The following is a 15,668-nucleotide window of genomic DNA, read 5'->3' as shown; positions in this document are numbered from 1 at the left end:
CGAATGAAGAAAAGCGTCCCCCAGCGGGTGCTGTCCACGGTGCTGATCGTCCTGATCAGCGTGAGCGTCCTGTTCCCGCTCGCCTGGATGGCGATCGCCGGCTTCAAGGGCAAGACCGAGGTGCTGCGTTCCCCGTTCCAGTTCTTCCCTGAGGTGTGGCGGTTCGACAACTACGTCAAGATCCTGCAGGACCCGCAATTCTCGCGGGCGATGGTGGTCACGTTCGTCGGTGCACTGATCTTCACGGCGCTGAGCCTCGTGATCAACTCCCTGGCCGCCTACGCGTTCGCCCGGCTCGACTTCCGGGGCAAGCGGTTCTGGTGGGTCTACTGCATCATGCCGATGTTCATCCCGATGATGGCCATCCTGCTCACCTCGTTCATGGTCGTGTCGGCCCTCGGGATGCTGAACACCCTCGCCGTGCTGATCATCCCGGGCGCAGCATCCGCTGCCCAGATGTTCTTCATCCGGCAGTTCTACCTGGGCTTCCCCGTGGCGGTGGAGGAGGCGGCGCTGATCGACGGCGCCACCCGCTGGCAGATCTTCCTGCGGGTGTTCCTGCCGCAGTCGGCCGCGCCGTTCGTGGTCATGGGGATCGCGTCCTACCTCGCCTACTGGAACGCGTACGTCTGGCCCATCCTCACGATCACCGACCCCAACCTGACGCAGATCATGCAGTTCCTCGGCAACTTCCGTTCGGATCGCGGAAACGACTGGGGGATGCTCATGGCCGGCTCCACGCTCGCGGCTCTGCCAACCATCGTGCTGCTGCTGATCTTCCAGCGATTCATCGTGAACGGCGTGCGCATCTCGGGGATCAAGTGACCGCCGGGCAGGGGCAGGTGGACCGCCCGCAGTACGACCGTTCCGCGCTCGCCGTGGGCATCGTCCACTTCGGCGTCGGCGGGTTCCACCGCGCCCATCAGGCCATGGTGGTCGACAGTCTGATGCGGGAGGGGCTCGCGACCGACTGGGCCATCTGCGGCATCGGCGTGCTACCGCAGGACCAGCGGATGCGCGACGTGCTGCGCGCGCAGGACGGCCGCTACACGCTGGTGCTGAAGCACCCGGACGGCCGGCGGGAGGCACGCGAGATCGGCTCCATCGTGCAGTACCTGTACGCTCCGGACGACCCGGAAGCGGCGATCGAGCGGATGGCGGACCCCGGCGTCCGCATCGTCTCACTGACGATCACCGAGGGCGGCTACAGCATCGACCAGGTGACCGGGGAGTTCGACGCGACCGGCCCCGCAGTCGTGGCCGATCTGCGGCCGGGCGCGGTTCCCTCCACCGTCTTCGGCCTCGTGACCGAGGCGCTGCTACGCCGGCGCGAGCGGGGCATCCCGCCGTTCACGGTGATGTCCTGCGACAACATCCAAGGCAACGGTCATATCGCCCAGCGCGTGTTCACCGCCTTCGCCCGGCTGAAGGACCGGGAGCTGGGGGAGTGGATCGGAAGCAACGTCTCCTTCCCGAACTCGATGGTCGACCGCATCACCCCCGTGACGACGGATCGCGATCGGGTGGAGATCGCCGCCGAATTCGGGGTGGAGGACGCCTGGCCCGTGGTCGCCGAGCCGTTCTTCCAGTGGGTGCTCGAGGATGCGTTCCCCGGCGGACGCCCGCCGTACGAGCGGGCGGGCGTGCAGCTGGTCGACGATGTCGAGCCGTACGAGCTGATGAAGCTGCGGCTCCTCAATGCCAGTCACCAGGGGATGTGCTACTTCGGCCGGCTGAGCGGCTACACCTACGCGCACGAGGCCGCCCGCGACCCGCTGATCGCGGAGCTGCTGATGCGGTACATGGACGAGGAGGCCACTCCGACGCTCCGTCCGGTTCCGGGCGTCGACCTGGCCTCGTACAAGCGGACGCTGCTCGAACGGTTCGGCAACGAGTACGTCCTCGACACGCTGGCGCGGCTGTGCGCGGAGTCGTCCGACCGCATCCCCAAGTGGCTTCTGCCGGTCGTGCGCGAGCAGCTCGAGGCCGGTGGACCGGTCCGTCTCTCGACGGCGATCGTCGCCAGCTGGGCGCGCTACGCCGAGGGCGTTGGTGAGAACGGCGAGAGCTTCGAGGTGGTCGACCGGCTGCGCGACACCGTGATGACGAACGCCCGCCGGTACGGAGACGACGAGCTCGCGTTCCTGCGCGAGCCCTCGCTATTCGGCGATTTGGCGGGAGACGACCGCTTCACCCGCGAGTACGCGGCGGCGCTCGCCGCCCTGCACCGCGACGGCGCCCAAGCGACGCTGGAGGCACTGCTGACGCGGAGCTGACCGGCCCCGCGAGGAAGAGAGGAAACGCAATGACGCACGAACTCCGATTCCATCGACGGGCGGCGGGCGGCGTGGCCGCTGTCCTCGCCGCCGCAGGCCTGGTCGCCGGCGGCATCGTCGGCTCCACACCGGCGGTCGCGACCACGACGCACACCCCGGCCAGTTTGGTGGAGAAGCTGACCGGACCCGACTCGCCGAACAACACCTACGGCCGCTGGAACGTGAAGGCGACCGACCTCGGCATCATGTGGGACAACGGCGCAGGCCAGGTGCTCTCCGCGTTCGGCGACACCTTCGGCGATGCCTGGGTGGGGCCGGGCGGCGGGGCGCTCGGCGCAGGGGATGCGAACTGGCGCAGCAACGTCCTGCTCCGTTCCACCGACACCACGCTCGCCGACGGGATGGACTACTCCAGCGCCGTCACCGCCAGCGACGGCCGCGCTCGGGAGATCATCCCGGGAGTGCACAACGAGGCTGCCGGGGAGGTCACCAAGATCCCGACCGCAGGCATCTCCATCGGCTCCCGGCAGTACCTCTCGTACATGTCGGTGAAGCACTGGGGCGACCCAGGACAGTGGGACACCAACTACGCGCGGCTCGCCTACTCGGACGACAACGGCACCACCTGGACGACGACCGGGACGCCGACCTGGAACAACCCGTCGCTGACCGACCACTTCCAGATGCAGGCGTTCGCGCGCAACGGCGGTTTCCTCTACGTCTTCGGCACGCCCAGCGGCCGGGGCGGCAGCGCCTATATCGCCCGGGTCGCCGAGGCGTCGGTGCTGACGCAGTCGGCGTATCAGTACTGGAACGGCTCCTCCTGGGTCGCCTCCGAGAGCTCGGCCGCGGCGATCGTCAGTGCCCCGGTGTCGGAGCTCTCCGTGCGGTACGACGCGTACAGCGGCAAATGGCTGATGATGTACCTGCAGGGCGAGGACATCATCCTGCGCACCGCATCCAGCCCGACAGGTCCGTGGAGCGCCGCTCAGGTCGTCGTCAGTTCGGCCGACTACCCGGGGCTGTACGGCGGGTTCATGCACCCGTGGAGCGCCAACGGCACGATCTACTTCACGATGTCGCAGTGGGATCCGTACAACGTCTACCTGATGAAGGTGCAGCTGAACACGAGCGCGCAGATCATCAAGCCCAACCTGGTCGGCGACCCGAGCTTCGAGCGATCGGCGCTCACTTCGGCCGGCACCGGAGGTTCGTGGGCGTGCAGCGGCAACTGCGGCATCGACACCGGCCACTGGGGCTACTCGGGCGACAACAATGCGTTCGCCCGCTACAACAGCGGCTGGCAGGACGTGCACCAGACGGTGCCTGTCACCGCGAACACGTCGTATCGCCTGACCGGGTGGGTGCGGACCTCCGCGAACAGCGACAACGGGTTCTTCGGCGTCCGGGACACGGCCGGCGCGGTGATCTCCGAGGCGCACTTCACCTCGGTGGGCTCGTGGACGCGGTTCACGGTCGACTTCGCGAACGGGAGCCGCTCCGCGGTGATCGTCTACGGCGGGGTGTGGACGGATCACGGCGACATCTGGGTCCAGCTGGACGACATCTCGCTCGCGGCGAGCTAGGGGCTGCGGTGCTGAACGGCATCCATCCGCTGCTGAGCGGTGACCTGCTGGCGTTGCTCGCCACTGCCCGTCCGACTCCCCCTCCGATAGAAGGAGATTTGTACGGATCCCGCCCGAATCTCCTTCACTACTGCCATTTGAAGGAGATTCGGGCCGGGTTCTCCTTCGTTAGCGGTCACCGTCGTCAGCGATCTTCACCTTCCGACGACGGGCGACGGGCACACCGCCGCCCCCTGGCACCGTCGGAGATCCTAAGGCCGCTGTCGGAGAATCGGGCCAGTCTCTCCGACCTTCGGCCGCCTCGCCAGTGAAGGCGATTCGGACCCGTTGCGCCCGAATCTCCTTCACTACTGCCAATTGAAGGAGATTCGGGGCAGTTGTCCTTCGCTAGCGGTCCACGTTTTCGGCCGCCCCCGGTGGCCGGCTGCCCATCCACGCCGAGATGGAAGCCGCGGTCGGTCTGGCGGACCGCTCGCTGCCGCTGCTCGGCCGCGACGCGCTCTATGCGGCGGCGGCGGAGGCGTTCGTCGCCGTCCGCACGGGGGAGACGCGAGCGTTCGGGAACCTGATCGTGCGCAAAGGGCTCGCGGTGCCGCTCGCGCTCTGAGGAGACGCAGAACCGCCCCTGCCTTGCACGGCAGGGGCGGTTCGACGCTCGGCGGGTCAACTCGGGTCGCGGGGCGGGAGGGCGCCGAGGTCCGGCACGGCCTCCTTGCCCAAGTGCACCTCCAGGTCGTCGGCGCTCGGGGTCTTCGGCCGGCGTGCCGTCGGCCGGTCGAGGTAGAACAGCGCCGTCGAGGCGATGTCGTCGCGTAGCGGCAGGTAGCGCCAGCCGGAACGCCAGCCGAGGGCCTGGATGTCGACGCGCAGGCGCTCGGCGAAGTGGATGGGGTCGAGCAGGTGCCAGCGATACATCCCGAAGCGCTGCTGACTGCGGTACAGGCCGTCCGGCCGGAGCACCTGCGGCATCCCGAGGTACGGCGTCGTGAACTCGGTGTAGCCCTGACCGGGGATGTCGAAGTTCCAGGCGCCGCCGAAGTAATCCTCGGTTCCGGTGCCGCAGATGGTCGGGAACTCGTCGTCATCGTCGAGGTAGAACTTGATCTCGCCCTCGCCCCACCAGCCGTTGCTGTTGACGCCCCAGGCGATGTACGTGCCGACGTAGTGGCCGCTGCCCTCGATGCCCTCCACGATGGTGTGCGGTGTGAGGTGCTCGAGCGGGTTGCTGCGCCGCCACTGGGCGTGCAGGTAGCCGTCGGCGCTGTAGTCGCCGCCGAGCTCGTAGGTCACCTGGTAGTAGACCCGCACCGGCACCGTCGACACGTTCTCGATGGTGAGGCGGGCGCCATCCTGGAACGGCATGGGCCAGTACGAGTTGAAGCCGCCGTTCGGATTCGCCGCGATGGGCTGCGAACTGACCTGGGCGAACTCGCCCCAGCCGTTGCAGAAGAAGTCGCCGTACGGCACCTCGATCGCGGGCTCCTCAGCGCCGTCCCAGTACGCGCGGAACAGCAGCGTCCGCCAGTTGTCCTTGTGCGTGGTGATCCAGATGTGGGTGATCTTGCCCGCACCGGCGATGGATGCGATCTCGAACGTCTCACCGGCCGGGATGTCGACGCTGGGGGAGATCTTCCACCCCGGTCCGAGGTCGCGCGCGCTGGCGGCGCCGGTGCCTTCGGTCGCCCGGCCGCCGCCGCCGCGGGAGCCATCGAAGTTCTCCGGGCTGATCGAGCGGGTCTCCACCGCCCGCAGGTGCGAGATCGAGCTGAGGTCGGCGTTCGTCACGGATTCTCCTGTACGTCGTCGTGCGGATGAGAGGGGCGCGTCTGCTGCAGCCGACAGATCCTGCTGTCATCCAGGACCTTGGTGCAATCGATTTCATCACTGTAGAGTCGAGGAGCGGGGGTGTCAACAACGGACGCCGTGCGCGCTACAGTACGGAAACCGGCGAGTTCGCCGCACGAAGACACGGAGAGCCGATGCCGACGATCTACGAAGTGGCGGCCCTGGCGGGGGTGTCTCCCGCGACGGTTTCACGCGTTTTCAACGGTCTCAACGTCTCCCCCGAGAAGTCTCGCCTGGTGCGCGAGGCCGCTGCCGAGCTGTCCTTCACCCCGAGCCGTGCGGCGCGCACACTGCGTCGCCAGCACTCGGAGGTCATCGCCCTCCTGATCCCCGACATCGAGAACCCGTTCTTCACCTCGCTCGCGCGCGGTGTCGAGGATGTGGCGCAGGAGGCCGGGTACTCCGTCGTCCTCTGCAACACCGACGAGGATCCGGAGAAGGAGACCAAGTACCTCGACATCGCGATCAGCGACAACATGGCGGGCGTCATCATCGCCGTCGCCGGCGACCACACCGACCTCGGCAAGCTGCTGGAGCGCCGCCGCCCGGTCGTAGCGGTTGACCGCGGCCCCCACGGCTTCGACATCGACGCGGTGATGGTCGACAACCGGGCCGGCGGCCACGCGGCCACGAGTCGCCTACTGGACCAGGGCTTCCGGCGGATCGCCTGCATCACCGGCCCGAGTGACGTCGAGACCGCGCAGGAGCGCGCCGATGGATGGCGCGAGGTCGTCGCAGGATCCGGGGTCTCCGATCCCGACCGCTACCTGCGCTACTCCAACTACCGGGTGAGCGGTGGCTTCGAGGCGATGAGCGAACTCCTGGAGCTGCCGGAGCCGCCGGACGCGGTGTTCGTGACCAACAACCTGATGAGCGTCGGCGCCCTGCAGCTGCTCGCCGAGCGCGGAATGGTGCCCCCGGCGTTCGGGATGGCCGTCTTCGGCGACCTGCCGTACGCGGGGTTCGCGCCGAAGGAGATCACGGTCGTCCACCTTCCTGCGCGACACCTCGGGGTGACGGCAGCCAAGCTGCTGCTCGACAGGATCAACGGCGACGACCAGCCCGCACGCACCATCGTGCTGCGCAACGAGGTGGGGACCGGCGAGTAGGGCCCGCGGCGCCCCGCTGACGCGCGGGCACCGCATCCCTGCTTGACGGTGAAATCGATTTCTGCGACGCTGTGCGCATGAGCAGAGCCGCCACCGTCGGCGTCGACATCGGCACCTCCAGCAGCAAGGGTGTGCTGGTCACGACCGACGGCGATGTCCTCGCAACCGCTACGCGCGAGCACGCGGTCGACCGTCCGATGCCGGGATTCGTCGAGATGGATGCGCGCAGCTGGTGGGACGAGTTCGCCGGCATCTGCCGCGAACTGCTGTCCGCCCCGGCTGCCGATGGCGTCGAGGTGGTCGCGGTCGGTGTGAGCGGGATGGGGCCGTGCGTCCTCATCACCGACGATGCGGGGGAGCCGCTGCGCCCGGCCATCCTGTACGGCATCGACACCCGCGCCACCGCTCAGATCGAACGTCTGACGGAGGAGTTCGGAGGTGCCGACGCCATCCGGGAGCGCTGCGGCTCCGCCCTGTCGACCCAGGCCGTCGGCCCCAAGCTCGCCTGGCTGGCCGAGAACGAACCCGACGTCGCCGCCCGGCGCCGGCGGCTCTTCATGCCGAGCTCGTGGCTGGGCTTCCGGCTGACCGGCGAGTACTACCTGGACCACCACTCGGCGAGCCAGTGCACGCCGCTCCACGACGCGTCCGCGCAGGAATGGATCCCCGAATGGGCGCAACACGTCGCGCCGTGGGTCGACCTGCCGCCGCTGCTCTGGCCGGGCGAGGTGACCGGGCGGGTCACCGCCGAGGCCGCCGCCGTCACCGGCCTTCCCGCCGGCGTGCCCGTCATCGCCGGGACGATCGACGCCTGGTCGGAGGCGCTCAGTGTCGGCGCGCAGAACGACGGCGACCTCATGCTGATGTACGGGACGACCATGTTTCTCGTGAACACGGTGCCGGAGCCGGTGACGTCGCCCGCTCTGTGGGGCACCGTCGGCGCTCTCCCCGGGACGCACAACCTCGCGGGAGGGATGGCCACCTCGGGCGCCATCACCGCCTGGCTGCGCGAGCTGTTCGGTTCGCCGGGATACCCGGAGCTGATCGCACTCGCGGAGCGCTCGCCCGCCGGTGCCGGGGGGCTGCTCCTGCTGCCGTACTTCGCGGGCGAGCGAACGCCCATCGCCGATCCGGATGCGCGCGGCGTCATCGTCGGCCTGACCGTCAGCCACACCCGCGGCGACCTCTACCGTGCAGCCCTGGAGGCCACCGCGTTCGGGGTCCGCCACAACATCGAGGTGATGGAGGCGGCGGGCGGCCGCATCGACCGGATCGTCGCGGTCGGCGGCGGTGCGCAGGGGGCGCTGTGGACGCAGATAGTGAGCGACGTGACGGGACGCCCGCAGGCCATCCCTTCGCTCGTCGTCGGAGCGAGCCTCGGCGCCGCGTTCCTGGCCGCTGCCGCGGTCGGTCCGGCCGACATCGACCGGTGGAACCCCGTCGTCGACGTGCGCTCGCCACGACCGGAGGTGGCGGAACTCTACGACGAGCTGTACGCGCTGTACCGCGGTCTCTACGTGCGCACGGCGGAGACCGCGCATGCGCTGGCGGACCTGCAGCGACGGTCCGCGTCGCTCGTGCTCGCTGGATAACGGCCCTCGCGCACTCGGCTGCATCGATTTCACGACAGCATCCCGCTTGTTTCAAGCATCGTGAGCTTGCATCGGCGCGAGAAGCGCGACATACTTGAAACCGATTTCACGCCACGTCGGCCGAGAAACGAGGAGCGTCGATGACGACGAACGCAGCACCGCCTCGCGCGTCCCGCGAGCTCGGCCCCGAGGCGCGGGTCGCCGCCTTCCCGCTCGGCGGGATCGGCACCGGCAACGTCTCGCTCGGCGCCCGGGGCGAGCTCCGCGACTGGGAGCTCGCCAACCGGCCGGACAAAGGCACCGTGCTGCCGTTCACGTTCTTCGCCATCCACACCGCAACGGGCGAGGAACGGGTCACCCGCATCCTCGAGGGCCGGCTGCCCGGGCCACACGAGGGCGACCAGGGCTACGACGCGGGTCGGCTCGCCGGCCTGCCGCGTCTCGCCGGAAGCCGGCTGCGCGGCGAGTATCCGATCGCGACGGTCGACTTCGACGACGACGAACTCCCCGTCGAGGTCCGGCTGACCGCCTTCACGCCGCTCGTGCCCTTGGATGCGGACGCCTCCGGCATCCCCGGCGCCGTCCTCCGCTACACCGTCACCAACCCGACCGCCGCGCCGGTCGACGTGACGATCGCCGGGTCGCTCGCCAACCCGGTCGGGATCACGGGCTGGAACGTCTTCCACTTCCCCGAGTTCACCGGCGAACCACGGATCGACTACGCCGACGACGGAACGCTCCGCGGCCTGCGCTGCAGCAGCGACCTTCCCGTCGGCGACCCGCTCGCCGGCACGGTCGCGCTCACGACGGCGGACACCTCGGTCACGGTGAAACCGCAGTGGCTGTCCGGCTTCTGGCAGGACGGCGTCCAGGTCTTCTGGGACGACTTCAGCGCAGACGGGATGCTCGAACCGGAGACGGCGTTCAGCATCGATGAGCCGCCCTACCCGGACTGGTTCACCCGCCTGCGCGTCGGCTCGCTCGGGATCGTCCATACTCTCGCGCCGGGCGAGAGCCGCGACTTCGAGTTCGAGCTGGCCTGGCACTTCCCGAACCGGCAGCGCGCCTGGCAGGGCAACATCAACCTCGACAACGGCAACGCGGGCGAGACCGTCCGCAACCACTACGCGACCCTGTTCGAGAGCGCGTGGGACGCCGCGCGTCACCTGGTCGACCGGCTTCCGGAGTTGGAAGCTGCGACCCGCACCTTCCACGACGTGCTCTTCGACGGCACGCTGCCGTCGGAGGTCGTCGACGCCGTCACCTCGACGCTGGTCGCCGCCCGCAGCACCACGTGCTTCCGCCTGGAGGACGGCGTCTTCGCCGCCTGGGAGGGCAGCTTCGACCACTCCGGAAGCTGCGAGGGCACGTGCACGCACGTGTGGAACTACGCGCAGACGCTCGCACAGCTCTTCCCGGAACTGGAACGAAGCGCCCGCCGCACCGAGTTCCTGCACGAGACGCGCGAGGACGGCCGGATGAACTTCCGCGCCAACAGCGTGTTCGGCAACGAGCCCTGGGACTTCCATCCCGCCGTCGACGGTCAACTGGGCGCGGTCGTCCGGCTGTACCGCGAGTGGCGCTACAGCGGCGACGACGAGTTCCTCCTCGAGCTGTGGCCGGCCGCCCGCCGTGCGGTCGAGTTCGCGTTCACCGAGTGGGATGCGGACGGCGACGGCGTGCTGGACAGCCGCCAGCACAACACGTACGACATCGAGTTCTACGGCCCCAACTCGCTCGCCAACTCCATGTTCTTCGCCGCGCTCACAGCGGCAGCCGCGATGGCCGAGCATCTCGGCGACCGCCAGACCGCGACCCGGTTCCGGGAGGCCGCGGCAGGCGGAGCGGAGCGGATGGACGCTCTCCTGTTCAACGGGGAGTACTACGAGCAGCGCCTCGACGACGTGGACGAGCGCCGCTACCAGTACGGGACCGGCTGCCTGAGCGACCAGCTGTTCGGCCAGAGCCTCGCCCACCTCGCCGGCCTCGGCCACATCCTGCCGCCGGACCATGTCCGCAGTGCGGTGAAGGCCGTGCACACCCACAACTTCCGGCAGGAACTGACCGGGCACCGCAGCGTGCAGCGCACCTATGCGCTCGACGACGAGTCCGGCCTGGTGCTGTGCTCCTGGCCGCGCGGCGGCCGCCCGCGCATCCCGTTCGTGTACTCCGACGAGGTGTGGACGGGCATCGAGTACCAGGTCGCCGCCCATCTCGTCTTCGAGGGTTTCGTCGACGAGGGCCTCGAGGTGGTGCGGGCCGTGCGTTCCCGCCATGACGGCATCCGCCGCAACCCCTGGAACGAGGTCGAGTGCGGCAACCACTACGCTCGTTCACTCGCCAGCTGGGGCGTGCTGCTCGCACTGACGGGCGTGCGAGCGGATGCGGTCGAACGGACGCTGTCGCTGAGCCCCCGGCCCGCAGCCTTCCGCGACGGCGAGCTGCGCACCATCGTGACCACCGGCAGCGGCTGGGGTGAGCTGACCTTCCGCGACGGCGTCGCCCGGCTCCTCGTCCACGGCGGGCGGATCGACGCGGACGAGCTCCGCTTCGACCACCCCGACGGGGCCCGCTTCGGCGCCTCGCACATCCACTTGCGTCCGGGCGACGCGCTCGAGCTCGTCCCGGCCTACGAACCACAACAACACATCGGAGGAACACGCCCATGAGCACCTACTCGCTGCCTCAGCCGCTCTCCCGGCCGGAGGCGCGCCCCCGCACCGTCTACACCGTCGCGAGCGGCGACTTGCGGCCGAGCGCCAACATCAAATGCTGGCCGACGCAGGAGCAGCTGGAGCGGGACTTCGCCGCAGCGGTCGAGTCGCTCGGCTGGTCGGTCGAGCGCGGGCACGCCTTCGATGCCGCCAAGGGGCACGGGTTCATCGACAGTCAGCGGGCCGGCATCGAGGTGTTCAAGAACATCCCGCCGACCGCACCGCTCGTGGTGGTCGACGCGGTGTGGCAATACAGCCACCACGTGCTCGCCGGGCTGCGCACGCACCGCGGGCCGATCCTCGTCGTCGCGAACTGGTCGGGCGAGTTCCCGGGGCTCGTCGGCCTCCTGAACCTCACGGGAAGCATGACCAAGGCGGGCGTCGATTACTCGGCCCTCTGGAGTCCCGACTTCACCGACGACTGGGCCCGCGACGGGCTGCGCGCGTGGCTGGAGACCGGGCACGTAGAGCACGACCAGTCGCACGTCCGCGACCTGCCCGCACTCGACCCGGAGGACCCGGAGGTGACGCTCGGCGTCGCGCTCGCGCGCCAGCTGGCCGACGAGAAGGCCATCGTCGGCGTGTTCGACGAGGGCTGCATGGGCATGTACAACGCGATCATCGACGACGAACTCCTGAACCCGCTCGGCATCTACAAGGAGCGCCTCTCGCAGAGTGCGCTCGTCGCCGAGATGAACCGGGTGACCGATGAGGAGGCGCTCGCCGTCCGCGGCTGGCTCGACGACCGCGGGTTCACCTTCCACTTCGGGACGGACGAGGCGACCGAGCTGACCGAGGCGCAGGTGCTCAGCCAGTTCAAGATGTACATCGCGGCCGTGCGCATCAGCGACGACTTCGGACTGGACGCGGTCGGCATCCAGTACCAGCAGGGGCTGAAGGACACCGTGCCGGCCAGCGACCTGGCCGAGGGTCTGCTGAACAACGTCGAGCGCCCGCCGGTGCTCAGCCGCGACGGCGAGCGCGAACTCTACGCGGGTGCGCCGCTGCCGCACTTCAACGAGGTGGATGAGGGTGTCGCCGTGGATGCGTTGGTCACCAACCGCATCTGGACCGCGATGGGCTTCGACCCGGCGACGACCCTGCACGACATCCGCTGGGGCGAGGAGTTCGACGGCGAGTTCGTCTGGGTGTTCGAGATTTCCGGCTCGGTGCCGGCCTCCCACAACGGCGGCTACGAGAAGAGCTACAGCATGCGGCAGCCTCCCATGTTCTTCCCCCTCGGCGGCGGAACGCTGAGCGGCGTCTCCAAGCCCGGGGAGATCGTGTGGTCGCGCGTGTTCATCATGGACGGCGAACTGCACGTCGACCTCGGTCGCGGTCACGTGGTCGAACTCCCGGAGGAGGAGACGCAGCGTCGGCTGGACGCGACGGACCCGCAGTGGCCGATCATGCACGCGGTGCTTCACGGGGTGAGCCGCGACCAGCTGATGGCCCGGCACAAGGCCAACCACGCGCAGGTCGCCTACGCTCCGGACGCCGAGGCTGCGGATCGGGCGCTCCGTGCGAAGGCGGCGTTCTTCGCCGAGCTGGGCGTGAACGTGCACCTGTGCGGTGACGTTACGGTCGACGCCGCCGACGCCCGCGTCCCCGTCGGCGCCGAAGCCGTCGCCTGACCCCATCCAGTTGACGCAACACGCCGTCGCGCGGACCCCGCCGACGGCGTGTTGCGACCACTAGATCACGGGAGGTCGGTCGCGCCCGCGCTCCAGACCTGGCGGACGCGGAAGTCGGCATCGAGCAGGACGGCGTCGGCGGCGTAGCCGGGCTGCAGCCGGCCGAGGTCGGAGGCGCGGCCGATCGCCGCGGCGGGCGTCTCGGTGAGCGCGCGCACGGCGTCCTCGACGGGGATGCCGACGTCGAGCACCGCGCGACTCAGCGCGTCATCGAGCGTGAGGGTCGAGCCCGCGATCGAGCCGCCGCCGGCCAGCCGGGCGACGCCGTCGCGCACCTCCACCTCCAGCGAGCCGAGCAGGTAGTCGCCGTCGGCGGCTCCTGCCGCGGCCATGGCGTCCGTCACCAGGGCCACCCGGCTGGGCGCAGACGCGAAGGCGATCCGCACCATCGCCGGGTGCACGTGCACGCCGTCGTTGACGATCTCCAGGGTCACGCCGGACGTCCGCGCGGCCGCGGCGACCGGTCCGGGCGCCCGGTGGTGCAGCCCCGGCATCGCGTTGAAGGCGTGGGTGAGGATGCTCGCCCCGGCGTCGAACGCCGCCAGCGTCTGCTCGTAGTCCGCGTCGGTGTGCCCGACCGCGACCGCGACGCCCGCTGCGGAGAACGCGCGCACCGCATCCATCGCACCGGGAAGCTCGGGCGCGATGGTGATCTGCCGCAGAGTGCCGTCGGCGGCCTCCAGCAGCCGCTCGACGTCCGCCGGGGTGGGCGGGCGCAGCAGCGACGGATCGTGCGCGCCCTTGTGACCGACGTCGAGGAACGGCCCCTCCAGGTGCGAGCCCAGGACGCGCGGGTCGGCCGCGCAGAGACGCGCCACCTCCCGCAGCCGCTCGGCCAGGTCCTCCACCGGAGCGGTCACCAGCGAGATCACCGACCGTGTGGTGCCGTGCCGACGGTGCAGGTCGAGGGCGCGCACGATGGCTTCGCCGCCGTCGTCGAAGCTCGCGCCGCCTCCGCCGTGCACGTGGATGTCGATGAAGCCGGGGGTCAGCCAAGCACCAGCGGCATCCGTCGACGCGCCGGCGTCGGCGCCCGCCTCCCGCCAGCTCCCGCCCGTGCCGACAGCCGCGACCCGGTCGCCCTCGAACCGCACCCAGCCGTCGTCGACGATCGTCCCGCTGTCGACCAGCCGTGCCGAGTGGATGACGTGGCCGCCGCTCACGCGACGATCACCTCGATGCCCTGCTCCACGAACGCGGCGCGCTGCTCGGCGGTGATCCCATCGTCCGTGATGAGCGTCGTCAGCACTTTCGGCCCGCCCAGCGTCGCGAACGCCTTGCGGCCGATCTTGGTCGAGTCCGCGACGACCACGGCCCGGGTCGCGCGGCGCGCCATCAGCGAGTTGACGCTCGCTTCGCCCTCGTCATGGACGGTCGCGCCGACGAGCGGGTCGATGCCGTTGACCCCGATGAAGGCGATGTCCATCGTGATCTTCTCCAGCACCACATCGCTGTACGGTCCGACGAGCTCGTACGAGCGGGCGTGAACGACGCCGCCGGTCATCACCGTCTTGATCTGCGGGCGCATCACCAGTTGCGCGGCGATGTTGATCGCGTTGGTGACTACGGTGAGGCTGGGATGCGGCGACGGCTCCATCAGGTCCGGGCGCGACCCGAGCACGGTGGCGACCGCGGTGCTCGTCGTCCCCCCGCAGAGGCCGACGACCGCGCCTCGCGGCACGAGCGCGCTCGCCGCCTGCGCGATCCGCAGCTTCTCGGGCGCGCGCTGCTCCCGCTTGTATCGGATGGGTAGGTCGTAGGCGACGGACTGACCGATCGCGCCGCCACGGGTCCGGGTGAGCAGCTGCTGGGAGGCAAGGGCGTCGAGGTCGCGCCGCGCGGTCGCGGCAGACACATCCAGCTTGGCGACGATGTCGTCGACCTCGACCGTTCCGGCCTCCGCCAGGAGGTCGAGCACGGCGTTGAGGCGCTCCGCTCTGTTCATCGCTGTCCCGCTTCCGTTCCGCCTGCCACGTCGAACAGGATCATCAGTCGAGCCGCCTCCCGGGTCACCGCGGTCCGCGCCTCCCGCACGTACTTCCGCGGGTCCACCGCCTCGGGATGCTCGGCCAGATACTCCCGGACGCTTTCGGTGAAGAACCGGTTGAGGTGGGTGGAGACATTGACCTTGGTGATCCCTGCGCGGATCGCCGCGATGATCGTCTCATCCGCGACGCCGCTCGACCCGTGCAGGACGAGCGGAACCGGTACGGCGTGTCGCAGCCGGGCGATGAGGTCGAGGTCGAGCTCGGCGCTGCGTTCCGTCATCGCGTGGGAGCTGCCGACGGCGACCGCGAGCGCATCCACGCCGGTCTCCTCGACGAAGCGCCGGGCTTCGTCGGGGTCCGTCCGCACCCCGGGCGCGTGGGCGCCGTCCTTGCCGCCGATCTCGCCGAGCTCCGCCTCCACGAGCACGTCGTTGGCGTGCGCGTGCTCGACGACGCGCACGGTCGCAGCGACGTTGTGCTCGTAGTCGAGCCTCGACCCGTCGAACATCACCGAGCCGAAGCCGGATTCCACGGCCCGCCGGGCCAGCTGCTCGTCCTCGGCGTGGTCGAGGTGCACGGCGACGTGCGCGCTCGACTCGCGGGCGAGGGCGAGCGTCGCGGCGGCGATCGGCTCGAGCGAGCCGTGGTAGGCGACGCAGTTCTGCGAGATCTGCAGGATGACGGGGAGGCCGGTCACCTCCGCGGCGTCCACGAGCGCCTCGGCGGTCTCCAGCTGGATGACGTTGAAGGCGGCGAGCCCGGTGCGGCGGCCGACGGCCGCATGCAGCAGGTCGGCGGTGGGAACGAGAGGCATGACGGCGGCTCCGGCGTGTGCGATGGATGCGGTGGACGGTGGCGGGATGG

At 69.7% G+C, this 15,668-nt stretch carries 12 protein-coding genes; 8 read left to right on the top strand and 4 right to left on the bottom strand.

Features of this window, described 5'->3' with window-relative positions:
- The first annotated feature begins 3 nt into the window (after positions 1–3).
- From AB7E03_RS08055 to AB7E03_RS08040, 4 genes are all read left to right on the top strand, one after another.
- Complete coding sequence (locus AB7E03_RS08055; protein ID WP_489940846.1) at positions 4–825, top strand: carbohydrate ABC transporter permease; 822 nt, start codon at positions 4–6, stop codon at positions 823–825.
- Positions 822–2,276 carry a mannitol dehydrogenase family protein gene (locus AB7E03_RS08050; RefSeq protein WP_489940844.1) on the top strand — a complete coding sequence of 485 codons (1,455 nt, stop codon included), beginning with the start codon at positions 822–824 and terminating at the stop codon, positions 2,274–2,276. Before AB7E03_RS08055 ends, AB7E03_RS08050 begins: the two co-directional genes overlap by 4 nt.
- Positions 2,277–2,305: 29 nt before the next feature.
- Positions 2,306–3,862, top strand: a complete 1,557-nt coding sequence (locus AB7E03_RS08045; protein WP_489940842.1) for a glycoside hydrolase family 183 protein — start codon at positions 2,306–2,308, stop codon at positions 3,860–3,862.
- Positions 3,863–4,286: 424 nt separating this feature from the next.
- Positions 4,287–4,469 carry an RbsD/FucU domain-containing protein gene (locus AB7E03_RS08040; protein ID WP_489942884.1) on the top strand — a complete coding sequence of 61 codons (183 nt, stop codon included), beginning with the start codon at positions 4,287–4,289 and terminating at the stop codon, positions 4,467–4,469.
- 56 nt (positions 4,470–4,525) lie between these two features.
- Here AB7E03_RS08040 and AB7E03_RS08035 read toward each other — a convergent pair whose 3' ends face one another.
- The gene (locus AB7E03_RS08035) at positions 4,526–5,647 is read right to left on the bottom strand and encodes a glycoside hydrolase family 172 protein (RefSeq protein WP_489940840.1); all 1,122 of its coding nucleotides are present in this window, start codon (positions 5,645–5,647) and stop codon (positions 4,526–4,528) included.
- Positions 5,648–5,841: 194 nt separating this feature from the next.
- Here AB7E03_RS08035 and AB7E03_RS08030 point away from each other — a divergent pair, with 194 nt between their 5' ends.
- The 4 genes from AB7E03_RS08030 (at position 5,842) to AB7E03_RS08015 (ending at position 12,756) form a co-directional block, all read left to right on the top strand.
- Positions 5,842–6,816 (top strand): LacI family DNA-binding transcriptional regulator, encoded by a 975-nt coding sequence (locus tag AB7E03_RS08030; protein WP_489940838.1) that lies wholly within the window; start codon positions 5,842–5,844, stop codon positions 6,814–6,816.
- 77 nt (positions 6,817–6,893) lie between these two features.
- The gene (locus AB7E03_RS08025) at positions 6,894–8,408 is read left to right on the top strand and encodes an FGGY-family carbohydrate kinase (protein ID WP_489940836.1); all 1,515 of its coding nucleotides are present in this window, start codon (positions 6,894–6,896) and stop codon (positions 8,406–8,408) included.
- Between the two features lie 140 nt (positions 8,409–8,548).
- The gene (locus tag AB7E03_RS08020) at positions 8,549–11,077 is read left to right on the top strand and encodes a GH116 family glycosyl hydrolase (protein WP_489940835.1); all 2,529 of its coding nucleotides are present in this window, start codon (positions 8,549–8,551) and stop codon (positions 11,075–11,077) included.
- Complete coding sequence (locus AB7E03_RS08015; RefSeq protein ID WP_489940833.1) at positions 11,074–12,756, top strand: fucose isomerase; 1,683 nt, start codon at positions 11,074–11,076, stop codon at positions 12,754–12,756. Before AB7E03_RS08020 ends, AB7E03_RS08015 begins: the two co-directional genes overlap by 4 nt.
- A 65-nt stretch (positions 12,757–12,821) precedes the next feature.
- Here AB7E03_RS08015 and nagA read toward each other — a convergent pair whose 3' ends face one another.
- The 3 genes from nagA to AB7E03_RS08000 are packed head-to-tail and all read right to left on the bottom strand — an operon-like array spanning position 12,822 to position 15,618.
- A complete protein-coding gene (gene nagA, locus AB7E03_RS08010; protein WP_489940831.1) occupies positions 12,822–13,979 on the bottom strand; it encodes an N-acetylglucosamine-6-phosphate deacetylase in 1,158 nt (385 codons plus the stop codon).
- A complete protein-coding gene (locus tag AB7E03_RS08005) occupies positions 13,976–14,761 on the bottom strand; it encodes a DeoR/GlpR family DNA-binding transcription regulator (RefSeq protein WP_489940829.1) in 786 nt (261 codons plus the stop codon). Before AB7E03_RS08005 ends, nagA begins: the two co-directional genes overlap by 4 nt.
- The gene (locus AB7E03_RS08000; RefSeq protein ID WP_489940827.1) at positions 14,758–15,618 is read right to left on the bottom strand and encodes a class II fructose-bisphosphate aldolase; all 861 of its coding nucleotides are present in this window, start codon (positions 15,616–15,618) and stop codon (positions 14,758–14,760) included. The genes AB7E03_RS08005 and AB7E03_RS08000 overlap by 4 nt, the downstream gene beginning before the upstream one ends.
- Positions 15,619–15,668 lie beyond the last annotated feature (50 nt).

The organism is Leifsonia sp. RCC_180 (assembly GCF_058138205.1).
This window is presented reverse-complemented; position numbering and strand designations above follow the sequence as displayed.